General features: G+C 72.2%; 22 protein-coding genes. 17 read left to right on the top strand and 5 right to left on the bottom strand.

Annotation, left to right across the window (positions count from 1 at the left end):
* Positions 1–10: 10 nt before the first annotated feature.
* The 9 genes from PWG71_RS01280 (at position 11) to dapB (ending at position 9899) form a co-directional block, all read left to right on the top strand.
* Entirely contained in the window at positions 11–1060 is a 1050-nt protein-coding gene (locus tag PWG71_RS01280) for an ABC transporter permease (RefSeq protein WP_274808104.1), read from the top strand.
* A complete protein-coding gene (locus tag PWG71_RS01285) occupies positions 1057–2007 on the top strand; it encodes an ABC transporter permease (protein ID WP_274807581.1) in 951 nt (316 codons plus the stop codon). The genes PWG71_RS01280 and PWG71_RS01285 overlap by 4 nt, the downstream gene beginning before the upstream one ends.
* Entirely contained in the window at positions 2004–3002 is a 999-nt protein-coding gene (locus tag PWG71_RS01290) for an ABC transporter ATP-binding protein (RefSeq protein ID WP_274807582.1), read from the top strand. Before PWG71_RS01285 ends, PWG71_RS01290 begins: the two co-directional genes overlap by 4 nt.
* A complete protein-coding gene (locus PWG71_RS01295; protein WP_274807583.1) occupies positions 2999–4057 on the top strand; it encodes an ABC transporter ATP-binding protein in 1059 nt (352 codons plus the stop codon). The genes PWG71_RS01290 and PWG71_RS01295 overlap by 4 nt, the downstream gene beginning before the upstream one ends.
* Before the next feature lie 365 nt (positions 4058–4422).
* The gene (egtA, locus tag PWG71_RS01300; protein WP_274807584.1) at positions 4423–5706 is read left to right on the top strand and encodes an ergothioneine biosynthesis glutamate--cysteine ligase EgtA; all 1284 of its coding nucleotides are present in this window, start codon (positions 4423–4425) and stop codon (positions 5704–5706) included.
* Positions 5703–7046: an ergothioneine biosynthesis protein EgtB gene (gene egtB / locus PWG71_RS01305; protein ID WP_274807585.1), complete on the top strand. Its 1344-nt coding sequence runs from the start codon at positions 5703–5705 to the stop codon at positions 7044–7046. The genes egtA and egtB overlap by 4 nt, the downstream gene beginning before the upstream one ends.
* Entirely contained in the window at positions 7046–7777 is a 732-nt protein-coding gene (egtC, locus tag PWG71_RS01310) for an ergothioneine biosynthesis protein EgtC (protein ID WP_274807586.1), read from the top strand. Before egtB ends, egtC begins: the two co-directional genes overlap by 1 nt.
* Positions 7778–7790: 13 nt before the next feature.
* Complete coding sequence (gene egtD / locus PWG71_RS01315; RefSeq protein WP_274807587.1) at positions 7791–8765, top strand: L-histidine N(alpha)-methyltransferase; 975 nt, start codon at positions 7791–7793, stop codon at positions 8763–8765.
* 390 nt (positions 8766–9155) lie between these two features.
* Positions 9156–9899 (top strand): 4-hydroxy-tetrahydrodipicolinate reductase, encoded by a 744-nt coding sequence (gene dapB, locus PWG71_RS01320; protein WP_274807588.1) that lies wholly within the window; start codon positions 9156–9158, stop codon positions 9897–9899.
* 59 nt (positions 9900–9958) lie between these two features.
* Here the strand turns inward: dapB and PWG71_RS01325 are convergent, their stop codons facing one another.
* From PWG71_RS01325 to PWG71_RS01340, 4 genes are all read right to left on the bottom strand, one after another.
* The gene (locus PWG71_RS01325; RefSeq protein ID WP_274807589.1) at positions 9959–10243 is read right to left on the bottom strand and encodes a hypothetical protein; all 285 of its coding nucleotides are present in this window, start codon (positions 10241–10243) and stop codon (positions 9959–9961) included.
* The gene (locus PWG71_RS01330) at positions 10236–10832 is read right to left on the bottom strand and encodes a hypothetical protein (RefSeq protein ID WP_274807590.1); all 597 of its coding nucleotides are present in this window, start codon (positions 10830–10832) and stop codon (positions 10236–10238) included. Before PWG71_RS01330 ends, PWG71_RS01325 begins: the two co-directional genes overlap by 8 nt.
* Before the next feature lie 106 nt (positions 10833–10938).
* Complete coding sequence (locus PWG71_RS01335) at positions 10939–11811, bottom strand: 1,4-dihydroxy-2-naphthoate polyprenyltransferase (protein WP_274808105.1); 873 nt, start codon at positions 11809–11811, stop codon at positions 10939–10941.
* Positions 11812–11910: 99 nt separating this feature from the next.
* The gene (locus PWG71_RS01340) at positions 11911–12462 is read right to left on the bottom strand and encodes a GNAT family N-acetyltransferase (RefSeq protein ID WP_274807591.1); all 552 of its coding nucleotides are present in this window, start codon (positions 12460–12462) and stop codon (positions 11911–11913) included.
* An 85-nt stretch (positions 12463–12547) separates the two neighbouring features.
* Between PWG71_RS01340 and PWG71_RS01345 the strand changes: the two genes are divergently transcribed.
* The 4 genes from PWG71_RS01345 (at position 12548) to PWG71_RS01360 (ending at position 18652) form a co-directional block, all read left to right on the top strand.
* Complete coding sequence (locus PWG71_RS01345) at positions 12548–12928, top strand: phage holin family protein (protein ID WP_274807592.1); 381 nt, start codon at positions 12548–12550, stop codon at positions 12926–12928.
* Between the two features lie 407 nt (positions 12929–13335).
* Complete coding sequence (dapA, locus tag PWG71_RS01350; protein WP_274807593.1) at positions 13336–14307, top strand: 4-hydroxy-tetrahydrodipicolinate synthase; 972 nt, start codon at positions 13336–13338, stop codon at positions 14305–14307.
* Positions 14304–15989 carry a ribonuclease J gene (locus PWG71_RS01355; RefSeq protein WP_274807594.1) on the top strand — a complete coding sequence of 562 codons (1686 nt, stop codon included), beginning with the start codon at positions 14304–14306 and terminating at the stop codon, positions 15987–15989. Before dapA ends, PWG71_RS01355 begins: the two co-directional genes overlap by 4 nt.
* Positions 15990–16165: 176 nt before the next feature.
* Positions 16166–18652: a DNA translocase FtsK gene (locus PWG71_RS01360; RefSeq protein ID WP_274807595.1), complete on the top strand. Its 2487-nt coding sequence runs from the start codon at positions 16166–16168 to the stop codon at positions 18650–18652.
* 198 nt (positions 18653–18850) lie between these two features.
* Here PWG71_RS01360 and PWG71_RS01365 read toward each other — a convergent pair whose 3' ends face one another.
* Complete coding sequence (locus PWG71_RS01365; protein WP_274807596.1) at positions 18851–21004, bottom strand: hypothetical protein; 2154 nt, start codon at positions 21002–21004, stop codon at positions 18851–18853.
* A 219-nt stretch (positions 21005–21223) separates the two neighbouring features.
* On the opposite strand from PWG71_RS01365, the gene PWG71_RS01370 reads away from it, so the two are divergent.
* The 4 genes from PWG71_RS01370 to PWG71_RS01385 all read left to right on the top strand — a co-directional run bounded on the left by PWG71_RS01370 (position 21224) and on the right by PWG71_RS01385 (position 25149).
* Complete coding sequence (locus PWG71_RS01370; protein ID WP_274807597.1) at positions 21224–22396, top strand: helix-turn-helix domain-containing protein; 1173 nt, start codon at positions 21224–21226, stop codon at positions 22394–22396.
* A gap of 178 nt (positions 22397–22574) precedes the next feature.
* Positions 22575–24023 (top strand): 30S ribosomal protein S12 methylthiotransferase RimO, encoded by a 1449-nt coding sequence (gene rimO, locus PWG71_RS01375; RefSeq protein ID WP_274807598.1) that lies wholly within the window; start codon positions 22575–22577, stop codon positions 24021–24023.
* Positions 24020–24625 (top strand): CDP-diacylglycerol--glycerol-3-phosphate 3-phosphatidyltransferase, encoded by a 606-nt coding sequence (gene pgsA / locus PWG71_RS01380; RefSeq protein ID WP_274807599.1) that lies wholly within the window; start codon positions 24020–24022, stop codon positions 24623–24625. Before rimO ends, pgsA begins: the two co-directional genes overlap by 4 nt.
* The gene (locus PWG71_RS01385; RefSeq protein ID WP_446724958.1) at positions 24622–25149 is read left to right on the top strand and encodes a CinA family protein; all 528 of its coding nucleotides are present in this window, start codon (positions 24622–24624) and stop codon (positions 25147–25149) included. Before pgsA ends, PWG71_RS01385 begins: the two co-directional genes overlap by 4 nt.
* The last annotated feature ends 61 nt before the right edge of the window (positions 25150–25210 follow it).

Genomic DNA, 25210 nt, shown 5'->3' on the forward strand with positions numbered 1-25210 from the left:
CGGCGCCCCGATCACGGTTCCGTCCGGCGCGGAGGAGGAGACCCCCTCCTCCGCGCCCGCGGCCGCCGCCTCCGGCCGGATCGGCCGCGTGCTCCGCTACGTCGCCGGTCGCCTGCTGACCGCGGGCCTGTCCCTGGTCGCCGTGGTCGTCGCCGGTTTCTTCCTGTTCCGCATCCTGCCCGGCGACCCCGTCCGCGCCATGACCGAGGGACGCGAGGTCACCGCCGAACAGCGCGCGGAACTGCGCCGCCAGTTCGGCCTCGACCAGCCCCTGGGGCAGCAGTTCCTCGACTACGCCCTGGGCCTGCTCCGCCTGGACCTGGGCACCTCGTTCCAGTACCGGGAACCGGTCACCGAGCTCATCCTGGAACGGATCGGGCCCACGATCCTGCTGGCCGGTACCGGCACGCTCATCGCGGCGCTGCTGGGCCTGTTCCTGGGCGTGCGCGCCGGCTGGCGCCCCGGCGGGCCGGCCGACCGGATCAACACGACGGTGGCGCTGTTCTTCTGGTCCGTGCCGACGTTCTGGCTGGGCCTGCTCCTCATCGTGCTGTTCGCCTCGGGTCGGGACCCGCTGCCCGGCCTGTTCCCGACCGGCGGCATGACCACCCCCGGCGTCACCGGGACCGTGAACGTCGTGCTCGACACCGCCTGGCACATGGTCCTGCCGGTGAGCACCATGGTCGCGGTCATCTACGCCCAGTACCTGATGATCATGCGCTCCTCCCTCATGGACGAGAGGGGCGCCGACTACCTCACCACCGCGCGGGCCAAGGGGCTGCGCGACGCGCTGGTGCGCCGCAGGCACGCCGTGCCCAACGCCCTGTTGCCCACCGTCACCCTGATCTTCCTCAACCTGGGCCAGGTCGTCTCCGGGGTCATCCTCGTCGAGACCGTCTTCTCCTGGCCGGGGCTGGGCCAGCTCTTCTACTCCGGTCTGCGCGTACCCGACCTGGGCCTGGTCCAAGGCCTGTTCGTGGTGTTCGCGGCCTCGGTGATCGTCATGAACCTCATCGCCGACCTGGTCTATCCGCTGATCGACCCCCGGGTGCGCCCATGACCGCGGAACCGGCGTCCACACCGCCCCCCGCGCCTCCGTCCCCGCGGGCACTGGCCCGCCGCCGACGCCGTGAGGCGCTGCGCGACCTCGCCCGGGAGTACGCCCGTCACCGGTCCGGGGTCGTCGGCCTGGTCGGCCTGCTCGCCATGGTCGTCCTCGCCCTGGCCGCGCCCCTGCTGGTCGACCCGGCCGACCTCACGGTGACCCGGGCTCCCGGGGCCGCCTTCGAACCGCCCGGAGCCCGGTTCCCCCTGGGCACCGACGACTACGGCCGGTCCATTCTCGACCTCGTCATCTGGGGATCGCGGGTCTCGCTGACCGTCGGTTTCCTGGCGACCGTGGTGTCGGTGTCGCTGGGCACCCTGGTGGGCGTCACCGCCGGGCACTTCGGCGCGGCCGGCGGCACCGCCGGGCGGATCCTGTCCTCGATCCTGCTGCGGCTCACCGACTGGTTCCTGGTGCTGCCGACCCTGGTGCTCGCCGTGGCCCTGGCCGCCGTCCTGCCGCGCGGCACCGGCACCATCATCATCGCCATCGGCCTGACCGTGTGGCCCGCCACCGCGCGCCTGGTGCGCGCCCAGACCCTGGCGGTGGAGGCCCGACCCTACGTGGAACGGGCCCGAGCCCTGGGCGGCGGCCACGCCCACGTCATGCTCTGGCACGTCCTGCCCAACGTCATGCCGGTCGTGCTCGCCCAGACCACCCTGCTCGTGGCCACCTCGATCATCGCCGAGTCCACCCTGGCGTTCCTGGGCGTGGGCGACCCCACCACCATCTCCTGGGGCGGGATCCTGGAGAGCGCCCGCAACGCCGGCGCGATCAGCTCCGGCATCTGGTGGTACATGATCCCGCCCGGGCTGGCGATCGCCCTGGTCGCCCTCGCGTTCACCCTGTGCGGCCGAGCCCTTGAGGCCGTCATCGACCCCCGACTCCGGGAGCAGCGTTGACCTCTCTTCTCGACGTTCGCGATCTGCACGTGACGTACCGCTCCGGGGGCGTCGAGGTCCCGGCCGTGCGCGGTGTGGACCTGTCCCTCGACCCGGGCGACACGGTCGGCCTGGCCGGGGAGTCCGGCAGCGGCAAGTCCACGATCGCCCTGGCGCTGCTGCGGTTGCTGCCCGACGGCGCCCGTGTCACCGGCCGGGTGGCGGTGGCCGGAGAGGACGTGCTCACCATGAGATGGGGGCGGTTGCGCGCGGTCCGCTGGGCGGAGGCGGCCATCGTGTTCCAGGGGGCCATGCACTCGCTCAACCCGGTGCGGCGGATCGGTGACCAGATAGCCGAGCCCCTGCTCGTCCACGGGACGGTCCCCAGGGGGCGGGTCCGCGACCGGGTCGCCGGACTCCTCGAACAGGTGGGTCTGCCCGCCTCCCGCGCCAACGACCACCCCCACCTGCTGTCCGGCGGTCAGCGCCAGCGCGTCATGATCGCGATGGCGCTGGCCTGTGAGCCGCGGCTGATCGTCGCCGACGAGGCGACCACCGCCCTGGACGTGATGATCCAGGCGCAGATCCTGACCCTGCTCAGACGCCTGGTCGCCGAACACGACATCGGCATGCTCATGATCAGCCACGACCTGTCGGTCCTCGCCGACGTCTGCGACCGGGTCGCGGTGATGTACGCGGGCCGGATCGTGGAGGAGGGGCCGGCCGGGCGGGTGATGGGCGCCCCCGTCCACCCCTACGCCGTCGCGCTCGGCGCCGCCTTCCCCAGGATCGGTGATCCGGCGTCCCGGCTCGCCCCGCGCGGGCTGCCGGGCGATCCGCCCGATCCCGCCGACCCGCCCTCGGGGTGCGTGTTCCGGCCGCGCTGCCCCGTGTCCGAGGAGGTGTGCGCGACCGTCGACCCGCCCCTGTGGCCGGTCGACCCCGACACCGAGGGGCGCTCGGAGCGCAGTGCCGCCTGTGTTCACGTGGGACAGTCGAAGGAGGGCGTCCGTTGAGCACGACGGAGACCGACGCGACCGCGTCCACGCCCGACAGCGGCGGTGGCGCGCCGATCCTCGGTGCCCGGGGCGTGCGGGTCGTCTTCACCTCCGGGTTCGGCGGCGGCCGCGAGGCGGCCCGGGCCGTGGACGGCGTCGACCTGGACGTGGCCGCCGGTGAGATCGTGGCCCTGGTGGGGGAGTCCGGGTGCGGCAAGACCACTCTGGGCCGGGTGCTGCTCGGTCTGGAGCGTCCCACCTCCGGCACGGTGACCTTCGAGGGGGCGGTGCTGCGCCACTCCTCGCGCGCCCTGCGCGCCTACCGGCGCCGGGTGCAGCTGATCCAGCAGGACCCGATGGGCTCGCTCAACCCCCGGCGCACCGTCTACGAGTCGGTCGCCGAAGGGCTGCGCATCCACGAGGGGACCCTCTCCGACGAGGCGGAACGGGTGACCGGGGCGCTGTCCCGGGCCGGCCTGCGTCCGCCGGAGCGGTTCCTGGCCCGGTATCCGCACGAGCTGTCGGGGGGTCAGCGCCAGCGCGTGGTGATCGCCGGTGCGCTCGTGCTGGAACCGGAGGTCCTGGTGGCCGACGAACCCGTGGCCTCGCTGGACGCCTCGGTGCGCGGTGAGATCCTGCGCCTGCTGTTGGACCTGCGCGCCGACCTGGGGTTGTCCGCGCTCATCGCCACCCACGACCTCGGCCTGGCCTGGAACATCGCCGACCGGGTCGCGGTGATGTACCTGGGGCGGGTGGTGGAACTGGGGACGGTCGAGGAGGTCCTGTCCGGTCCCCGGCACCCGTACACCCGGGCGTTGCTGTCGGTGCTGCCCGAAGCCGGTGGCGAACCGGTGGTCCTGTCCGGGGAACCGCCGGACCCCAAGCGGGTCCCGCCGGGCTGCCGGTTCCATCCGCGCTGCCCGGTGCTGGCCTCCGGTGAGGCCGCGCGCGCGGGTGTCGCGGACCGGTGCCGCACCGTGGACCCCGACATCCTCCCGGGCGGCGCTGGCGCGCACGTGACGGCCTGTCACTGGGCGCTCGCCCAGGAGGGGACCTCTCCGGACGCCGTGTGACGGGACGTCCCGGAGCCGTCCGTTCCCGGGCGGGCCGGGGCGCCCGGAGACGGGCGCGCCGGGGCGCGGGACCGGTTCCTCGACGCCGACCCGACCTCGAACGGGTGCGGGATCCCGGTGGGCGAACACCCCCAGGGGAGAAAATGTGATCTGAGTCACTTTTCTGGCGGGTGGGGATGACGCCGTCCACCGGAAAGACCGAAGCCACCTGGGATGCCGTTCCCGGACCAAGGCCGCGAACGTGATCTTCCATATCATGTGCTCATGTTTCCGACCGGTCGGAACGTTCGCCGCGGTGGAGACCGGGGGAAGACATGGGAGGTGTCGTCCCGTGCGGGGCGGCCAGGTCCCGAGGAGGGCGCCCCATGGCGCGCATGACCACGGAAGACGTCCACGAGTACATCAACGGGGTCTGCTTCAAGACCGGCCCCCCCGGAAAGGTCGGGGCCGAGACCGAGTGGCTCGTCACCGACGCCGCGGACCCGACCGTCACCGTCACCATCGACCGCCTCGCGGCGCTGCTGGAGGGCACGGGCCCCCCGCCCGCGGGCAGCCTGATCACCTTCGAACCCGGCGGACAGATCGAGCTCAGCTCGCCCGCCCTTCCCGGGCCGGCCCGGGCGCACGAAGCGCTCTCCGCCGACCTGGAGTACATCGGCAAGACCCTCGCGCAGGACGGCCTGTGCCTGGTCGAGTCCGCGCTCGACCCCGTGCGCACGCCCCGCCGACAGCTCCGACTGCCCCGGTACGGGGCCATGGAGCGCTTCTTCGCCGGACGCCGCAGCCACGGCGGTCACACCATGATGTGCTCCACCGCCTCGCTCCAGGTGTGCCTGGACACCGGCGCCGACCCCGCCGACCTGCGCGCCCGCTGGGAACTCGCGCACCGGCTCGGTCCCGTGCTGGTCGCCGCGTTCGCCAACTCCGCGATCTGGCGCGGCCGCCCCACCGGCTGGAAGTCGACCCGCTGGGCCATCTGGGCGGGCATCGACGCCGACCGCACCGCCCCCGTCGCGGGCTCGGGCGCCCCCTCCGATCCGGCCACCGCGTGGATCGAGTACGTCTTGGCCGCCGACGTCATGGCGGTTCCCGAGATCCCCGGGGGAGAGGGCACCTGGCTGCCCGACCCCGGTATCACCTTCGCCGAGTGGATCGCCGGGCACGGCCCGCGCCCCGTCACCCTCGCCGACCTCGAACTGCACCTGAGCACCCTCTTCCCGCCGGTCCGCCCCCGCGGATGGTGGGAACTGCGCATGATCGACGCCCTGCCCCTGCGCTGGTGGCCGGTCCCCGTCGCGGTCGCCGCCGCCCTCTTCGACGACCCCCGGGCCCGGGCCGTCGCCGAGGAGGCCACCGAGCGTCTCTGCGGCGGCCGTCTCCCCGAACCCGGGCTGTGGCTGCGCGCGGCCCGGGACGGCATGTCCGACCCCGACGTCGCCGCCTGTGCCCGACGCTGCCTCGACACGGCCGTCGAGGCCCTGCCCCGCATGGGCGCGGCGTCCCTGGCCCTCCTCGTCGACGACTACGCCGACCGCCACACCCGCCGCGGGCTCAGCCCCGCCGACACACGGCCGAGCGTGCCCGAGCCGCACACCGCCCACGCGGGCGCGGCGGACCGTCACTCCCGACACGGTGGAGGAGCCCGGTGAACCACGAACAGGACATCTCCAAGGAACGCATCGCCGCCGAACTCGACCACGGCCGACGACGCAGCAACGGGCTGACCCTCGACGTGCTCGACGAGGAGGAACTGCTCGCTCAGCACTCGCCACTGATGTCGCCGCTGGTCTGGGATCTGGCGCACATCGGCAACTACGAGGAGCAGTGGCTGCTGCGGGCCGCCGCCGGACGCGAGGCGCTGCGCCCCGACATCGACCACCTCTACGACGCCTTCGAGAACCCGCGCGCCGAACGCATCAGCCTGCCGCTGCTGCGCCCACAGGAGGCCCGCGACTACAACGACAGGGTCCGACGCGAGGTGCTCGACGCCCTGGACACGGTCGACCTGACGGTCCCCGCCCAACGGGGCCCCGACGAGCCGCCGTCCCTGCTGGCCGCCGGACGCGTCTACCACCTGGTCATCCAGCACGAGCACCAGCACGACGAGACGATGCTCGCCACCCACCAGCTGCGCCGGGGCGCCCCCGTCCTGCTGGAGGAGCTCGCCGACGTCACCGCCCTGCGTCCGCCCGCCGACCCCGAGGTCCTCGTCCCGGCCGGCCCCTTCACCATGGGCGCCGCCGACGACCCCTGGGCCTACGACAACGAACGCTCCGCCCACACCGTCGACCTGCCCGCCTACCTGATCGACACCGCCCCCGTCACCAACGCCGCCTACCGCGCGTTCATGGACGACGGCGGTTACCGGACGCGGCGCTGGTGGAGCCGGGAGGGCTGGGAGTGGAAGGAGAAGCGGGGCGCGTTCGCCCCCGCCTTCTGGGAACGCGAGGGCCAGGGCTGGTCCCGCCGCCGCTTCGGCCGACGGGAAGTGGTACCGCCGGACGAACCCGTCCAGCACGTCAACTTCCACGAGGCGCAGGCCTACGCGAAGTGGGCCGGCAAACGTCTGCCCACCGAGGCCGAATGGGAGAAGGCGGCGCGTTTCGACCCCGTGACCGGACGCTCCCACCGCTACCCGTGGGGGGACGACGAGCCCACGGCCCGCCACGCCAACCTCGGCCAGCGCAGGCTCGGGCCCTCGCCCGCCGGCCATCACCCCGACGGGGCCTCCCCTCTGGGGGTGCAGCAGCTCATCGGCGACGTGTGGGAGTGGACCTCCACCACCTTCGACGGCTACCCCGGGTTCCGGGCCTTCCCGTACCGCGATTACTCCGAGGTGTTCTTCGGCTCCGGGTACAAGGTGCTGCGCGGCGGCTCGTGGGCCACCCACCCCACGGCCGTGCGCTCCACGTTCCGCAACTGGGACCTCCCGATCCGACGGCAGATCTTCAGCGGGTTCCGCTGCGCGCGCCACCCGGAACCCGCCTGATGTGCCGCCACCTCGCTTACCTGGGGCCCCCGCGCACGGTGTACGACCTGCTGTACGCGGCGCCCCACTCGCTCCACGTCCAGTCCTGGGCGCCGCGCATGCAACGCCACGGGACGGTCAACGCCGACGGATTCGGGGTGGGCTGGTACCCCGACGACATCCCCGAGCCCCTGCGCTACCGACGCGCCCTGCCGATGTGGGGCGACACCTCCTTCGCCGAGACGGCCCGCGCCCTCACCTCCGGCTGCGTGCTGGCGGCGGTGCGCGACGCCACCATCGGCTTCGGCACCGACGAGGGGAGCGCCCAGCCCTTCCGCGCCGGACGGCTGCTGTTCAGCCACAACGGCGCGGTCAAGGACGACGACGCCCTGGTGGCGGCCTTTCCGCCGCCACCGGGGGTGATCGACGCCCGCGCCCCCGTGGACTCCGCCCCCCTGTTCGCGCACACGGTGCGCCTGTGGCGGGCCTCCGGGGACCTGCCCGGCTCGCTCGCCGCCGTGGTCCGCCACGCCCGGGAGCACTCCGAGGGGCGCTACAACCTGTTGGCGACCGACGGCGAGACCCTCGTGGGCACCGCCGCCGGGGACACCCTGTTCACGTTGAGGGAACCGGGGGGAGGCGTCCTCCTGGCCTCGGAGCCCTTCGACGAGGCCCCCGGCTGGCGTGAGGTGCCCGAGGGGTCGGTGGCCGTGGCCACGGGGGAGCGGACCGAGATCCACCCCATCGTCTGACGAAGGAGTCGCCGTGTTCCGCATCGATCGCAACCTGACCGCCGACGACCTCGACAAGGCACTGCGCCGGGACGTGGCCGCGGGCCTGACCTCGACGCCCAAACAGCTGCCGCCCAAATGGTTCTACGACGAACGCGGCAGTGCCCTGTTCGAGGACATCACCGCCCTGCCCGAGTACTACCCCACCCGCGCGGAGCGGACCATCCTCGAACGGCGTTCCGACGAGATCGCCGACGCCGCCGACGCCGAGGCGCTCATCGAACTCGGCTCGGGCTCGGGCGTCAAGACCCGACTGCTGCTGGACGCCATGCGCCGCCACGGCACCCTCGCCCGGTTCGTCCCCGTCGACGTCAGCGGCGACTTCCTCGCCGCCTCCGCCCACAAGGTGGCCGAGGACTACCCCGGACTGGACGTGCACGCCGTCGTCGGCGACTTCGAGCACCACCTCGGGCTCCTGCCCGTCCGCGAGAACGGCGGCCGACAGACCATCGCCGTCCTCGGCTCCACCATCGGCAACCAGGAACCCGGCCCCCGGGCGGCGTTCCTGCGCGACATCCGGTCGGTCCTGCGGCCGGGCGACACCTTCCTCCTCGGCGCCGACCTGGTCAAGGACCCCGACCGGCTGGTCGCCGCGTACGACGACGCCCAGGGGGTCACCGCCGAGTTCGACCGCAACGTCCTCAACGTCATCAACCGCGAACTGGGAGCCGACTTCGACCCGTCGGAGTTCGACCACGTCGCCCGCTGGAACGAGAAGGAGGAGTGGATCGAGATGCGGTTGCGCTCACGTGTGGACCAGCACGTGCGCATCGCCGCCCTCGACCTGGAGGTCGACTTCTCCGCCGGTGAGGAACTGCGCACCGAGGTCTCCGCCAAATTCCGCAAGGAGGGGCTGATCCGAGAACTCGACGGCGCCGGGTTCGACCTCACCCACTGGTGGACCGACCCGGACGGCGACTTCTCCCTGAGCCTGTCCGCCGCCCGCTGACACCGCACCCGGACGCCTCCAGCGAGGTGAACGTCCCCACCAGCGTGCCCACCGGTCACCGGCATCGCGAAGGAGCCGCCCACCACGCACCGCAGCGCCGCGCGCACCGGAGGGGCGCCGCCCATGCGGGCGCTGCTCGCGCCCGGCGCTCCGGTGGCGCGAGCACCGACACCACCGTCGTCTGGAGCCGCCAGGGGTATCAGGGCGCCCGGCACCGCCGCCCGCAGCCCGCCGCTCGTTCAGCAGGGAACCCGGCCGACGATGGGAACCCGGGGAGACGCTCCCGCCGTGTCCGGTGCCCTCGTTCGCCATGGGGCGATCGTCGCACGGGGCCCGCTGCCGGGCCAGGTCACACCGCGACGGGGGGTGGGGATCCGCTACGCTCGTGCCGTGTTCAAGGTAGGAGTTTTCGGCGCCGAAGGGCGCATGGGGTCAGAGGTCGTCAAGGCGGTCCAGGGCGCGGACGACATGGAGTTCGTCGGTGGCGTCGACGACGACGCGGACCGCGATCGGGTGCTGGGGGCCGACGTCGTCGTCGACTTCACCCATCCCGACGTGGTCATGGACAACCTGGAGTGGCTGATCGGCCACGGGATCCACGCCGTCGTCGGCACGAGCGGTTTCGACGAGGAGAAACTGAACAGGGTGCGCGAGCTGCTCGCCGCGAAGCCGGGGGCCCGGGTGCTCATCGCCCCCAACTTCGGCATCGCCGCCGTGCTGATGATGCACTTCGCCCAGAAGGCCGCGCCCTACTTCGAGTCGACCGAGATCATCGAGCTGCACCACCCCAACAAGGCCGACGCCCCCAGCGGCACGGCCTACCACACCGCCGAGCTGATCGCCGAGGCGCGCCGTGAGGCCGGTCTGGGCCGGATGCCCGACGCGACCACCGCCGAGATCCCCGGCGCCCGCGGCGCGGACGTGGACGGTGTGCGGGTGCACGCGCTGCGCGTCCAGGGGCTCATCGCCCACCAGGAGGTCGTGTTCGGCACCGACGGGGAGACCCTGAAGATCCGCCACGACTCCATGAACCGGGCCTCGTTCATGCCCGGCGTGCTGCTCGGCGTCCGCAGGGTCGCCGACCTGCCCGCTCCGCTGACGATGGGCCTGGAACCCCTGCTCGACCTGAGCTGACCCGCGTCCCGACGCCCCCGCACCGCCCGTCGGCCCGGGGGCGTCGGCGCGCCCGGGGCTCAGTCCGAGGGGACGTCGTCCACGATCGGCGCCTCGAAGTCCTCGATGGGCGCCTCGAAGTCCTCCACGGGCGCCTTGATCCCGGAGACGGGAGCGGTGTCCACCTCGCCCCCGCCGACCTCGGGGACGTACGTCCCCGGCGGTCCGTCGGGAGGATCTCTCAGGGCCGAGACGAGGAACGCGAAGAACAGCCCCACGGCGAGGAGGGGACCGAGCAGGGCGATCAGGCAGCAGCCCAGGAACCGGCCGACCGACGTGGTGTGCCCCGATCCCACCTCAGACAACGGGAACCCCGGTGAACGTCCCGGCGAAGGGGACCCGCACGTTCATCTCGGTCACGTCCTCCGGTGGCGCGGCGAAGGTCGCGCCGAGCACCAGGACGTCCCCCGTCTCCAGTTCCGGTGCCGTTCCCACGTCGGAGCACACGCACACCCCGTTCTCGTCGCGGGCCACCCGATGGGCCTTCAGGTTGTGCGCGTCGATCAGTTCCGTCGCCTCCAGGGCCGTACCGTCGCCGTCACCCACGTCCAGCAGATCCCTCGGGAGGTACCCGTCGACGATGTGGATCGTCAGCGTCAGTTCGACGAGGTCACCGGTCCGGACCAACGGGTCGACGCCCACGGTGATGTCCGTACCCTGGATCCGCTGGGAGAGATACGTGCGCTCGGCCGCCGTGTCCGCGTCCGGCGGGGGAGGGGCCTCCCGCTCTTCGGCGGACGAGGGGGCGGACGCGTCGCCATCGCGTCCCTGCCCGCCGGCGGCGGCGTCGGGGCGGGGGCCTTCGGCGGGGTTGCCGCCACCGCACGAGGCCACGGTCAGTGTCAGCGCCACGGCGGCCAGGGCCGCGACGGTCCTGCGGGGGGTGATGACCATGCCCCGAACCTAGGCACGGGGTGGTCTCCGCCCGGTCACGCCCGACTTGCGAATCGCCTCCGGCCGCATCCGGCCACCCGCCCGGATTCCCCGCGCGGGAGGGGGTTCAGCCGAGCAGCAGCGCCACCGAGAACAGCACACCGAACGCCATCTGGAGCCGGCCGGTCTCCCCGAGGCCCAGCACCAGGTCGCGGCCGACCTGGCCGCCCAGCACCCGGCGCAGCGGCGGCACCGCCAGCGGCGCCGACAGCAGCACCAGCGGTGTCCACCAGAAGACCGGTGTCAGGACCAGGGCCACGGCGTAGGAGGCGACGATCATCCCCGCGTACAGCCGCCGCGTCCCGGAGTCCCCCAACCGGACCGCCAGTGTGATCTTGCCGGTCTCCCGGTCGGTGGGGATGTCGCGCAGGTTGTTGATCACCAGCACCGCGCAGGAGAGCAGGCCCACCGGCACCGAGGCCGTCCACACCTGCCAGGGCGCCGCCTCCAGCTGCACGAACACGGTGCCCACCACGGCCACCAGCCCGAAGAACACGAACACCGAGACCTCGCCCAGGCCCCGGTACCCGTACGGGGTGCGTCCGCCGGTGTAGTACCAGGCGGCGGCGATCGCCACCGCGCCGACCAGCAGCAGCCACCACGACGTGGTCGCCACCAGCACCAGACCCACCGCACCCGCGAACGCGAAGCCCCCCAGCGCGGCGGCCAGGACCCGCTTCGGCGCCACCAGCCCGGTCGCGGTCAACCGGGTCGGCCCGGTCCGTTCCGCGGTGTCGGTGCCCTTGACCCCGTCGCTGTAGTCGTTGGCGAAGTTCACCCCCACCTGGAGGGCCATCGAGACCACCAGCGCCAACAGGGCCTTCCACCACACGAACCCGTCCAGGGCGAAGGCCAGCGCGGTACCGACCGCCACCGGGACGATCGAGTTGGGAAGCGTCCGAGGGCGCATCCCCGAGATCCATTCGCTGACCGTGGCCACTGCCGGTCCCTTCATCGTTCGACGGTCGGCGCGTGCGCGCCGATACGACCTCCCCACGGTAGTGCCTGCCCGCGACGGCCCCGTACCCGGCCCGGAACCCTAGGCGATGGCGGCGTGCAGACGCACCATCGGCAGCGTCGACCCCAGGTCGATCTCCCGTCGTGCCCCGTCGGCCGCCCACCCCGAGGACTCGAAGAACGTCCGCAGCGCGTTGTCGGCCTCGGGCACCCACACGTGCACCGTGGTGAACCCGTCCTCGACCAGGTGGTCCACGCTCGCGTTGAGCAGGCGGCCACCGTGTCCGCGCCGGGTCAGCTCCGGATCCACGTGCAACGCGAAGACCTCGGCGTCCGTGGCCGGCCACAGGTCGGGGTCGCCGGCCGGGCCGAAGGCGGCGAATCCGACCACCGAGCGCACCCCGTCGTTCTCGTCGGTGGCCACCACCAGCCGGTGCTTGGAGGTCGGGGGTGATTCCAGGGCCGCCGACCACTGCGCGCGGAAGCTCTCCCGGGCCTCCTCACCGGCCAGTTCCCCGATCACCTCCGGGGGCAGCAGCGCCCGGTACACCTCCCGCCAGGAGGCCACCTGGAGGTCCACCACGGTGCCGACATCGGCGGCTCGGGCGGGACGGACGAACTGGGCACCGGACACGATCAGGCCTCCTGGGGAGTCATCGACACGAGTACACCCACGCCGGAGTTTCCGGACCTTGCCATGGCGTGGGAACATCTATGTTGTGAGCTTCATTATCAGAGTCATCGTGAACGCGCTCGCCCTGTGGGCAGCGGTCCTCCTGATCGACGGCATCGAGATCACGACTCAGGACACCACCGGCCAGATCCTGGCCTACCTGGCGGTCGGCCTGATCTTCGGTGTGGTCAACGCGATCATCAAACCGATCGTCAAAACGGTCGGTTGCCTTTTCTACGCGCTGACCCTCGGGCTGATCGGCCTGGTCGTGAACGCGCTGCTGTTCCTGCTCACCGAGTGGATCGCCGGTCTCTTCGGTCTTCCCTTCGAGATCGCCGGTTTCTGGGACGCCTTCTGGGGCGCGATCATCGTCGCCGTCGTGAGCTGGCTGATCAGTCTGTTCCTGCCGGACGGCAAGGACGACTGAGGTCCCGGATACGGCGGCCGACGCCCACTTCGACCCGCCCGCCCCGATCCGCGGGCTCCCGTCCGTGTCCCGGCCACCCGGCCGGGGCACGGGACGGGTAGGTTCACATGCGGGCCCCTCCCTCGACCCACGAGGACGGGGTCGACACCGGTTCCGGTGACCGCGTCCCACGGACGCGGGCCAACCCGGCCGGCACAGGCTTCTCCACGACCGACCCCCGGCGTGGACCGCACGGCGGTCACGTCCGGCCTCGGCCGTGGCGGCGGACACACGGTTCCGCATTCTTCATCAGTGACGTCACACCATCGGTGCCGCCCCGAACGGCGGCACCGTACACACCGAGAGGAGGAGGGGCGACCATGGACCCCACCGCCCCACGGCGGCGGTCCGCACGCCTTTCACACACGATGGTGAACACGAAGTACCGCCCGTTCGGCAAGTTGTTGACCGCGATGGTCACACCGATGCTCGAAGACGGGGAACTCGACTACGACGGTGCCGCCCGACTCGCCACCTACCTGGTCGACGAGCAGCACAACGACGGCCTCGTCATCAGCGGCACGACGGGTGAGTCGCCCACGACCAGCGACGAGGAGAAGGACCGGCTGCTCCGCGCCGTCATCGAGGCGGTCGGCGACCGTGCCCAGATCGTCGCCGGGGTCGGCACCAACGACACGCGACACAGCGTCAAGCTGGCCAGGGCCGCGGAGAAGGCGGGCGCGCACGGCCTCCTGACGGTGACGCCGTACTACAACAAGCCGCCGCAGGAAGGCCTGATCCGGCACTTCACCGAGATCGCCGACACCACCGGGCTGCCGGTGATGCTCTACGACATCCCGCACCGCACCGGGACGCCGATCGCCTCCGAGACCCTGGTCCGGCTGGCCGAGCACCCGCGCATCGTGGCCAACAAGGACGCCAAGGACAACGTCGGCGCCAGCTCCTGGGTCATGGAGCGCACCGACCTGGCCTACTACTGCGGCACCGACATCCTCAACCTGCCGCTGCTGTCGGTGGGCGCCGCCGGTTTCGTGAGCGTCGTCGGCCACATCGTGGGCACCGACCTCAAGGACATGATCGACGCCTACGAGGCGGGCGAGGTCGGCCAGGCGCTGGCCATCCACCGCCGTCTCACCCCGGTCTACACCGGGATGTTCCGCACCCAGGGCGTCATCACGACCAAGGCCATCCTCAATCTCTTCGGCCTGCCCGCCGGTCCGGTCCGCACTCCGCTCGCGGACGCCTCCTCCGAACTGCAGACGCTTCTGCGAGAGGATCTGGCCGCCGCCGGGGTCAAGGGCCCGATCGGTCTGGCCCCGCACCAGGCCGTCCCCGCCAGTGCCGTCCGCGTCGAGCGCCTCACGGAGGGTTCCGTATGAGTCACCCGCACCCCGATCTGAGCTCGCCGCCGCCTCTCGCCGAGGGCGCCCTGCGCATCGTCGCCCTGGGCGGTCTCGGTGAGATCGGCCGCAACATGACGGTCTTCGAGTACGGCGGCCGGCTGCTCATCGTCGACTGCGGTGTGCTGTTCCCCGAGGAGGAACAGCCCGGCGTCGACCTGATCCTGCCCGACTTCGAGTACATCCGGGGCCGCCTGGACGACGTCGAGGCGATCATCCTCACGCACGGCCACGAGGACCACATCGGCGGCGTCCCGTTCCTGCTCCGCGAACGGGCCGACATCCCCATCGTCGGTTCCCGGCTCACCCTGGCGCTGATCTCCGCCAAGCTCGGCGAGCACCGGATCAATCCCGTCACGATCCAGGTCGAGGAGGGGGAACGGCACGACTTCGGCCCCTTCGGCCTGGAGTTCTTCGCGGTCAACCACTCCATCCCGGACGCGCTGGCCGTGGGCATCCGCACGCCCGCCGGCTCGGTGCTGCACACCGGTGACTTCAAGATGGACCAGCTGCCGCTGGACGGCCGCCTCACCGACCTGGCCGGGTTCGCCCGGTTCGGCGACGAGGGCGTGGACCTGCTGCTGTCGGACTCCACCAACGCCGAGCAGCCCGGGTTCGTCATCCACGAGCGCAACCTGAGCGAGGCCATCGACAAGGTGTTCCGCCAGGCCGACAAGCGCATCGTGGTGGCCTGCTTCGCCTCGCACGTCCACCGGGTCCAGCAGGTCATCGACTCCGCCACCAAGCACGGTCGCAAGATCGCCTTCGTCGGCCGGTCGATGGTCCGCAACATGAACATCGCCCGCGACCTGGGGTACCTGACCATCCCCGGCGACACCGTCATCGACGCGCGCCGGATCGACGACATGCCGCCCGAGAAGGCCGTGCTCATCTGCACCGGTTCCCAGGGCGAGCCCATGTCGGCACTGAGCCGGATGGCCAACCGCGATCACCAGATCCGCATCGAGGAGGGCGACACCATCCTGCTGGCGTCCTCGCTCATCCCCGGCAACGAGAACTCGGTCAACCGGGTGATCAACGGACTGACCCGCTGGGGCGCCAAGGTGGTCCACAAGGGCAACGCCCTGGTGCACGTGTCCGGGCACGCGCCCGCCGGTGAGCTGCTGTACGTGCTCAACATGGTGCGCCCGCGCAACTTCATGCCGGTGCACGGCGAGTGGCGACACATGCGCGCCCACGCCGACCTGGCGAAACTGGCGGGCGTCCCGTCCGACCGGATCGTCATCGCCGAGGACGGCGTGGTCGTCGACCTGCACAAGAACCGGGCCAAGATCGTCGGCGCGGTCCAGGCCGGTTACGTGTACGTGGACGGCTCCTCCGTCGGCGACGTCACCGACGCCGCCCTCAAGGACCGCCGCATCCTCGGCGAGGAGGGCTTCATCTCCGTCGTCGTCGCCGTGGACTCCACCACGGGCAAGATCCTGGGCGAGCCGGAGATCCACACCCGGGGCGCGGGCATCGGCGCCGACGCCTACGACGACGTCATCGACCGGCTCCAGGACGCCCTGGACAAGGCGGCCAAGGACGGGGTCAACGACCCGCACCAGCTGCGCCAGCTCATCCGGCGCAGCACGGGTCGCTGGGTCAACGACACCTACCGTCGCCGCCCGATGATCATCCCGGTCCTGGTCGAGGTCTGACCGGCCCGGGGCGATGCGCGCCGAACGGCCCGGGGCGACCCGGGCCGTTCGGCGTTCCACGACACGCCGCCGGAGGAACACGCCTCGGGATGGACATCTCGATAGGCTCCGCGCCGTGGCGGTCCCTCGTGCCCGCCGGACGATCGACCCTTCCCCCGTATCGGAGGTGACCCCCGATGGCCGCGCGTGCCTCCTCAAGCGGTTCCGGGCGCAAGAAGTCCCCGGCCGCGCGCAGACCGCCGGCCAAGCGGATGCCGGACGGGCCCATCGCGTTCGCGGTCACCATGTTCGGACAGTTCCTGCTGGTGTTGTGGAAACTCGTCGCGCACACCGTCGGCGGCGCGGCCCGCGCCGTGGGCCGCAGCACCCGCGACCTCGACCCCGACCTGCGCCGCGACGGCGTCGGCCTGCTGCTGTTGGCGGCCGGCATCCTGGTGGCGGCGGCCGTGTGGTGGGAGAGCGACGGGCCGCTGCCGGAGTACACCCGTCTGGTGGTGGTCGGCGCCTTCGGCACGTTCTCGCCGATCCTGCCGCTGCTGTTCCTGCCGCTGGCGGTCCGTCTGATGCGCACGCCGAGCACGGCCAAGGAGGGCGACGCCGGCCGGCTGTTCATCGGCACGACCGCGATCATGCTGGGTCTGCTCGGCCTCATCCACATCGGTCACGGCATCCCGCGGCCCTCCGAGGGCATGGCGGCCCTCCAGGAGGCGGGCGGTCTCATCGGGTTCGTCGCCTCGGGGCCGCTGAGCGCCGTCATCACCCCCTGGCTCACCGGCGTGCTGCTCTCGCTGGTCCTCGTCTTCGGGATCCTCGTGGTCACCTCCACACCCATCCGGCGCATCCCCGAACGGCTCCACACCCTCATGGGCGCCCTCATGGAACGCGACGCCGGACCCGACGCGGGCATCGGCATCCTGGGCGCCGAGCCGGAGAAGAAGCCCGCCCGCAAGCGCAGGTCCAGGAAGAAGACCGAGGAGACGGCCGGCGAGACGGTGGCCGGGGACCACGAACGCCCCTACGACGGCCCGGTGCTGCCCGAGGGGCCCCTCGGGCCGGCGCCGACCGACGAAGAGGGGGCGGCGCGGGCCGGGACCGTCATCGAGCCCGAGAAGGGCGGACGGAAGAAGACCACGGTCCCCGATCCCACCCCGGCGCCCACCGTCAGCGAGCAGCTCACCCTCCCCTCCCGGGTGGTGGAGGGCGACTACGAGCTGCCCCCGCCGCCGATGCTCAAGCCGGGCAGCCCGGTCAAGCCGCGCACCAAGGCCAACGACGAGGTGCTGGCGGCGCTCACCGGGGTGCTCACCCAGTTCGGCATCGACGCCGAGGTCACCGGGTTCACCCGGGGGCCCACGGTCACCCGCTACGAGATCTCGCTGGGCCCCGCGGTCAAGGTCGAGAAGGTCACCGCGCTCACCAAGAACATCTCCCTGGCCGTCAAGAGCGCCGACGTGCGCATCCAGTCGCCGATCCCCGGCAAGTCCGCGATCGGCGTGGAGATCCCCAACACGGACAAGGACATCGTCAGCCTGGGCGACGTCCTGGGCTCATCGGTGGCCACCTCCGACGACCACCCCATGCTGGTGGGCCTCGGCAAGGACGTCGAGGGTTCCAACGTGGTGGCGAACCTGGCCAAGATGCCGCACGTGCTGGTCGCCGGCGCCACCGGCGCGGGCAAGTCGACGTGCATCAACGGGCTCATCACCTCGTTGATGATGCGGGCCACCCCCGACGAGGTCCGGATGATCCTGGTCGACCCCAAGCGGGTCGAGCTGACCATGTACGAGGGCATCCCGCACCTGATCACGCCCATCATCACCAATCCCAAACGGGCGGCCGAGGCCCTCCAGTGGGTGGTGGGGGAGATGGACCGGCGCTACGACGACCTGGCGGCCTCCGGGTACCGGCACGTGGACGACTTCAACGCCGCCGTGCGCACCGGTGAGCTGACCGCCCCCCTGGGCAGCGAACGGGTCTATGAGCCCTACCCGTACCTGCTGGTCATCGTCGATGAGCTCGCGGACCTGATGATGGTGGCCCCGCGCGACGTCGAGGACGCGGTCGTGCGCATCACCCAGCTGGCCCGGGCGGCCGGCATCCACCTGGTGCTGGCGACCCAGCGTCCCAGCGTCGACGTCGTCACCGGCCTGATCAAGGCCAACGTGCCCTCCCGGCTGGCGTTCGCCACCTCCAGCCTCGCCGACAGCCGGGTCATCCTCGACCAGCCCGGGGCCGAGAAGCTGGTGGGCAAGGGCGACTCCCTGTTCCTGCCGATGGGCGCGGGCAAACCGATCCGTTTGCAGAACGCCTGGGTGTCGGAGAAGGAGATCCGGGCGATCGTCGAGCACTGCAAGAAGCAGGCCGAGCCCAGCTACCGCGAGGACGTCGCGGTGGCCGACACGAAGAAGAAGGAGATCGACGAGGAGATCGGCGACGACCTGGACCTGCTGTTGCAGGCCGTCGAACTGGTGGTCACCACCCAGTTCGGGTCGACCTCCATGCTCCAGCGCAAGCTGCGCGTCGGCTTCGCCAAGGCCGGCCGGCTGATGGACCTCATGGAGAGCCGCGACGTGGTCGGCCCCAGCGAGGGCTCCAAGGCCCGCGACGTACTGGTCCAACCCGACCAACTGCCCGCCGTCCTGACCGACATCCGGGGCGGTTAGCCCGGGTTCCGGTGGTGCCGCTCGTCACGAGCGGCACCACCGGCGTGTTCCCCCGTCGACCGATGAGGAGGCCCTCCGTGCCGGGGCGCCGCGCGGCGGCGGGGCGCACGCGCGGAACACGTCCCGGGTGCGCCGACCCGACGGGCCGGGTGCGCGGCGGACCGTGGGCGGTGAGGCGCGGCCCCGAAGAGGCGGGGGTCAGCGCCGACGGGTGGCGAAGTGGTCGAGCACCCCTCGTAGCAGGCCGGTGTCCAGCGCCAGCCCGTCCAGTGCGGCCTCGGCCAGGTCGCGGTGGGCGGCGAGCGTACGGGCGGCCGTCGCCCGGCCGTGCGCGCCGACCAGGGCCGACCGGGCGCCGTCGGAGTCGGCGAGCAGCTCCGAGCGCACCCGCAGGACGATGCCCGCATGGTGCGCGTAGGAGGTGAGCAGATCGATCTCGTGGTCGGGCAGGCCCAGGAGGATCGCCGCCGGGACCAGGGCGACCTCGATCTCCGTCGAGGTCGTCAGCGCGTACACCTCCAGGAACCCGGACGGGTCGGCGGGCTCCTCGCCCCGCGCCGGCACCCGGTCCAGGTAGCGGCCCCGGCACAGCCGTTCGGGCCCCAACAGCACGCCCACGCGCGCGATCGCCCTGATCACCCGCTCCTCCGGGTGATCGTCCGCCATCCGCGCCATGAGCGCGTACCCGCTGGAGATCAGCGCGATCCCGGCCAGGTGCGAGAACCGTTCGTCGAAGGCCAGGCTCCCGGTGTGGAACAGCTCCACGGCGGCCACCAGCGGTGCCAGCGGTTCGGGGTCCATCGCCGCCCCCTCGGCCAGCATCAAGGTCAGCGCCGGGCGCAGCGGGCCCTCCGGTCCGTCCGTGGAACGGGACAGCACCCCCCGCGGGCCGCGGGCGTCGTTGCCGGAGGCGTACCGGGTCAGGGCGGTGTCGACGAACCCCGAGCGGTCGGCGGCGAAGGTGCGGGGGTCGGTCGCCGCGTGCGGGCGCGCCCGCGAGGGCGCCGGCGCCGGGAGGGCGAACCCGCTCCGGCGGTGGGCGATCCGCGCGGCGGAACGCAGGAACCCCTCGATCTCCGGTGTCGGCCGGTGCGCTTCGAGCCACTCCTCGATCCGGAAGCGATCCCGCGCCAGGTGGGCGACCAGCCGGGCGCTCCCGTGATGGGCCAGGGCGTCGGCGGTCTCCGGGTCCCCGCCGAACACCGTCGCGGCCATGTACGCCTCGGCCGCGAAGAGGTCGTGGAGCGGATCGCCGTCCAGGTCCCGCGGGGCCAGCGTGAACGGGGTGAGCCGCCCGGTCACCGCGTCCCGTGCCCGGTTCAGCAGGTCGTGGCGCAGCCGGGTGGCCAGTGCCATGACGAGGTGCCGGTGGACCGGAACCCCCGGGCGGGCGCGGCGGCCCACCAGGGTGGCGGCGATCCCGCCCGCCCCCGTCTCCACCATCGCGTCGACGAGCAGCGTCTCCCCGCCGTCGCGGAGCGCCTCCGCGCGGGTGCGCCGTTCCGCACGGGCCCGAGCCAGGTACATGACCTCGGTGGCCCGGTACAGGAGGCGGTGCTCGGCGAAGGGGAAACCGGCCAGCAGCAGGACGTGGGCCGCGTGCAGTTCCTCCGCCAGGGGATCGTCGGGGACCCCGGCGGGGGGAACGGGTTCGATCTCGCTCAACAGGTGCGGCAGCAACCGGTGGTGGGCGTCGTTCCTGTCGTACGCGGGAAGGTCGACCACGGCCTGGGCCACGGCCAGGGCGTAGGCCCCGTGGACGACGCGTCTCAGGTGCGCCGCGGTCGCCTCGGGGCCGGCGTCGAGGGTGTCGTGCGAGCCGATCGCCAGCACCCGGCCGATGGTCCTGGCCGCCCGGTCCATGGCCCCGGTGGCGAGCGCCTCCTCGGGCAGCGCCGCGTACAGCCGGGTGATCCGCTCGCGCAGCAGGCCCGAGGCCGGAACCCGGCGCAGGGCCGCGTGGGCGCGGATCCGTTCCAGCGCGGTGTCGACCGCGTCGACGGGCGCGGTGGAAGAGGAGGGGGGTCTGCGTCGCGGATCGGCGATGATCCGGTCGAGGAGGTCTGAGGAGGGGACCTCGCCCAGGGAGAGCGCGTGTCGGCGCAGGGCCTCGCGCCGCAGACGGGTCGCTTCGGCGGCGCGCGCCGCCTCGGAGTCCGGCCGATGGCGTATGAGGGCCTGGAGGCGGTGCCGGTCGGACGGCTCCGGTAGGTGGGCGGTCCACCGGTACACGTGCGCGGCGACCTCTTCGGGATGGGTGCCGCTCCAGGCGCGGAAGGCATCGAGGGTGTCGCGGGCCGCGACGAGCGGGGCGTCGCCGTCGAGATCGGCGTCGGAGAGATGGTGGGGCATCGTCTGCTTCGGGGGGAGGGGAGCGGGGACGTTCCAAGGTCATCGTAGCCACGGGTCCCGGACAAGGGGATGACCGTATCCGGTTGAGGAATCTGGCCGTAATTCTGTCCGATTTGGCGGGATCTTGAGCGCTTCATGGGGCGTGGTGAACTGCGAGCACCCTCCGAGGGGCGGCAGAGTGGACCTCGACAGATACGCACAGTCGCGAGGGGAGTGCGCATGGCGACGATCGGTCATACCCTGTCCGCCGCCCGCGTCGCGGCGGGATTCACGGTCGCCGACCTCAGCACCCGTACACGCATCCGGGAACCGGTGCTCCGGGCCATCGAGGAGGAGGACTTCGTCCTTTGCGGTGGGGACTTCTACGCCCGCGGCCACATCCGCGGCCTCTGCCGGGCCCTGGGCCTGGACCCGAAGCCGCTCCTGGAGGAGTTCGACCGGGAGCACGCGGGCCGCCGCGGCTCCGTCTTCGTTCCCCCGCCCCGCCACGCGGCCGCCGTGCCGGCGGCCTCCCGGGCCATGATGGAGGCCCGGGCCGGGGGACGGGAGGGGGAGACAGGGGAGGCCGCCACGGCCGGTCCCCCCGTCATCGGGGAGGGCGTCGAACCCGACGCCGGCACCGAGCGCTGGGGTCACTTCGAACGCGGTGAACGGCTGCGCCGCAAGGTACGCGGCGGTCGTCCGCGCCGTCGCCCCGCCGCCGCGGCGGCCGTACCCGGGCCCCGCGAACCGGAGAGGGGGGACGGTCGTCCCCGGGACCCGGGGAAGAGGGCCGACCGACACCGGGAGCAGGGGAAGGGAGCCCACCGTCCCCGGGGGCGCAGGGCGAAACCCCGGGACGCGCGGCCCGACGCCCGACCGGCGCCGCGCCCGCCCGTCACCCGGGCCCGCAGCCGTCGGGCCGATGCCGTCCGTCGGCACTGGCCCTGGGCGCTGGTCGCCCTGCTGGTCGTCCTCAGCGTCGTCATCGGTGTGCGGACCTGGCGGGAGTGGGACGGCGGCGACCCGCTGAGCACCGCCTTCACGGAGACCGGGAGCGGCGGGACCGTCGACTCCTCGGTGCTCCCCGAGACGCTGGAGGACGATACCGCCGAGAAGGTCGCCGGCAAGACCACGGACAAGGGCGCGGCCGCACCCGACGAGGTCACCGTCGGGTTGACCGCGTCCGCGCGCACGTGGCTCAAGGTCACCGACGCCGAGGGTGAGGACCTGTTCACGGGCTTCCTCATGGCGGACGAGGCCAAGGAGTACGTGACGGAGAACACCCTCACGCTGTGGCTGGGCAACGCCGGCGGCGTCGAGGTCTCCGTCAACGGCGAGGACCTGGGTGCCGTCGGACGCAGCGGTGAGGTCAAGGAGGTGGTCGTCGGGGTCGACGGCTTCGACGACTGACCCGGCACCGGCCCCGGCCAGGGAGGATCCCGGCCGGGGTACGGGCGGGTGGACCGATGCGGGTAATGTGGGTGGCTGCGGGCGACGCCGATCGCACCGCGCGCGAGGGGTGATTCGGGGACCACGCCCGACCCGCCCTCGCGACCATTCGAAACGCTCTCCCACACGCTTGGAAGCCATGTCATCGCGCCGTACTGTCTCACTGGTCACCCTGGGGTGTGCGCGTAACGAGGTCGACTCCGAAGAGCTGGCCGGGCGCCTGTCCGCGGGCGGCTGGGAGCTGGTCGACGGCGACGCCAAGGCCGACGTCACCCTCGTCAACACCTGCGGGTTCATCGACGCCGCCAAACAGGACTCCATCGAGAGCCTGCTGGAGGCCGCCGAGAACGGCGGCAAGGTCGTCGCCGCCGGATGCATGGCCGAGCGCTACGGTTCCGAGCTCGCCGACGCCCTCCCCGAGGCCCAGGTCATCGGATTCGACGATTACGCGGCCATCACCGATCGCCTCGACGACGTGGTCGAGGGGCGCCCCCTGGTGCCGCACACCCCGCGCGACCGGCGCACGCTGCTGCCGATCAGCCCGGTGGAACGCGACGCCTCCCGGGTGCACGTCCCCGGCCACGGCGCGTTCGCCGAGTCCACCGGGGCCGACGGCACCGAACTGCCCTACCGTGCCGCGATCCCGCGCCGCCGCCTGACCGGCGGCCCGGTGGCCAACCTCAAGATCGCCTCCGGTTGCGACCGCCGGTGCACCTTCTGCGCCATCCCGACCTTCCGCGGCGCCTACATCTCCCGCCACCCCGACGAGATCGTTCGCGAGGCCGAGTGGCTGGCCTCCGAGGGCGTGCGCGAGGTCTTCCTGGTCAGTGAGAACTCCACCTCGTACGGCAAGGACCTGGGCGACGTGCGCGCCCTGGAGAGGCTGCTGCCGCGCCTGGCCGCCGTCGAGGGTCTGGACCGGGTCCGCGTCAGCTACCTCCAGCCCGCCGAGGTCCGCCCGGGGCTGGTGGACGTCCTCACCGGGACGCCCGGCGTGGTGCCCTACTTCGACCTGTCGTTCCAGCACGCCAGCGGCACCCTGCTGCGCCGCATGCGGCGCTTCGGCGACCGCGAGCGCTTCCTGGAACTGCTCGACACCGTGCGCTCCCGGGTGCCCGAGGCGGGCGCCCGCTCCAACTTCATCGTCGGCTTCCCCGGTGAGACCGAGGCCGAGTTCGAGGACCTGGTCTCCTTCCTGGAATCGGCGCGCCTGGACGCCATCGGCGTCTTCGGCTACTCCGACGAGGACGGCACCGAGGCCAAGGGCCACGCCGACAAGGTGCCCGAGGAGGTCGTCGCCGAGCGCGTGGACCGCCTCAACCGTCTCGCCGAGGAGCTCATGGCCCAGCGCGCCGAAGAGCGCCTGGGCGACGAGGTGACCGTGCTCGTGGAGACGGTGCTGGAGGACGGGGCCTACGAGGGCCGCTCCGAGCACCAGGCCCCCGAGGTGGACGGCAGCACCATCCTCTACGGTGAGGACCTGGCCGTGGGCGATCTGGTCCGGGCCACCGTCGTGCAGGCGATCGGTGCCGATCTGGTGGCCGAGCAGGACGAGGATCGGCCGGACGGGGAAGCCGGAGAGAGATGAGCACCCACAACGCGGCGACGCCCGCCCCCCACGTTCCGCTGTGGAACATCGCGAACATCCTCACCATGAGCCGACTGGTCATGGTCCCGATCTTCGTGTGGTTCATGTTCCTGGACGGCACCTGGTGGCGTGCGGCCGCCTTCGCGGTCTTCGTGCTCGCGGCCATCACCGACCGCATCGACGGTGAACTGGCCCGTCGGCACGGCCTGGTCACCGACTTCGGCAAGATCGTCGACCCCATCGCGGACAAGGCCCTGACCGGAGCGGCCCTGGTGGTCCTCTCCCTCCAGGGCGACCTGTGGTGGTGGGTGACCATCGCGATCCTGGCCCGCGAGTGGGGCGTCACCCTGCTGCGCTTCGCGGTGCTGCGCTACGTCGTCATGCCCGCGAGCAAGGGCGGCAAGCTCAAGACGGTCCTTCAGATCGTCGCGATCAGCGTCTACCTGTTCCCGTTGTGGATCCTGCCCTTCAGCGACGTGTTCGTCTGGTTCGCCCACGTGGTGATGGCCGCGGCCCTGGTGGTCACCCTGTGGACCGGTGCCATCTACGTGCTGGACGCGATCCGCGCGGTCCGCGCCGGCAAGCGGGAGACCTCGGAGTGAGCACCGTCCCCGAACCCACCGCCGAGGTCGCGACCCTGGCGGAGCGGCTGCACCGTCACCTGGAGGAGCGCGGGCTGACCTGCGCGGCCGCCGAGTCGCTCACGGGCGGGCTCATCGGCGCCCACCTGACCGGGGTCCCGGGCAGCTCCGCCACCTACCGGGGCGGGGTGGTGACGTACGCCACCGACACCAAGGCGTCCCTGCTCGGTGTTCCCGAGGACCTCCTCGCGGCCGAGGGCGCCGTTCACCCCGAGGTCGCCCTCGCCATGGCCACGGGGGTCCGGCGTCTGCTGGGCGCCGATTTCGGGGTGTCGGTGACCGGTGTGGCCGGCCCCGAACCCCAGGACGGCAAGCCCGTCGGCACCGTCTACGCCGCGGTCGCCGGCCCCGACGGGAATGCGACGGCCCGGCATTTCCGTTTCACCGGTGACCGGGGGGGTATCCGATACCGCACGGTCGAGGGCGCACTGGAGCTCCTGGACTCCGCTGTTCGCGGCGACGTGGCGGGGAACACCCGGTCCTGAACCCTCCGGTCCGGTCCCTTCTCCTCTCCCGTGGGAACGAAACCATCTCAAGAGGCGGTTC

Source organism: Nocardiopsis sp. N85 (genome assembly GCF_028882275.1).
Lineage (GTDB): Bacteria > Actinomycetota > Actinomycetes > Streptosporangiales > Streptosporangiaceae > Nocardiopsis > Nocardiopsis lambiniae.

Excerpts from the sequence above, each read along its gene's own strand:
- PWG71_RS01285 (WP_274807581.1), top strand. The coding sequence starts at position 1,057 with ATGACCGCGGAACCGGCGTCCACACCGCCCCCCGCGCCTCCGTCCCCG.
- egtA (WP_274807584.1), top strand. The coding sequence starts at position 4,423 with ATGGCGCGCATGACCACGGAAGACGTCCACGAGTACATCAACGGGGTC.
- egtC (WP_274807586.1), top strand. The coding sequence starts at position 7,046 with ATGTGCCGCCACCTCGCTTACCTGGGGCCCCCGCGCACGGTGTACGAC.
- PWG71_RS01330 (WP_274807590.1), bottom strand. The coding sequence starts at position 10,832 with ATGGTCATCACCCCCCGCAGGACCGTCGCGGCCCTGGCCGCCGTGGCG.
- dapA (WP_274807593.1), top strand. The coding sequence starts at position 13,336 with ATGGTGAACACGAAGTACCGCCCGTTCGGCAAGTTGTTGACCGCGATG.
- PWG71_RS01355 (WP_274807594.1), top strand. The coding sequence starts at position 14,304 with ATGAGTCACCCGCACCCCGATCTGAGCTCGCCGCCGCCTCTCGCCGAG.
- PWG71_RS01360 (WP_274807595.1), top strand. The coding sequence starts at position 16,166 with ATGGCCGCGCGTGCCTCCTCAAGCGGTTCCGGGCGCAAGAAGTCCCCG.
- PWG71_RS01365 (WP_274807596.1), bottom strand. The coding sequence starts at position 21,004 with ATGCCCCACCATCTCTCCGACGCCGATCTCGACGGCGACGCCCCGCTC.
- PWG71_RS01370 (WP_274807597.1), top strand. The coding sequence starts at position 21,224 with ATGGCGACGATCGGTCATACCCTGTCCGCCGCCCGCGTCGCGGCGGGA.
- rimO (WP_274807598.1), top strand. The coding sequence starts at position 22,575 with ATGTCATCGCGCCGTACTGTCTCACTGGTCACCCTGGGGTGTGCGCGT.
- pgsA (WP_274807599.1), top strand. The coding sequence starts at position 24,020 with ATGAGCACCCACAACGCGGCGACGCCCGCCCCCCACGTTCCGCTGTGG.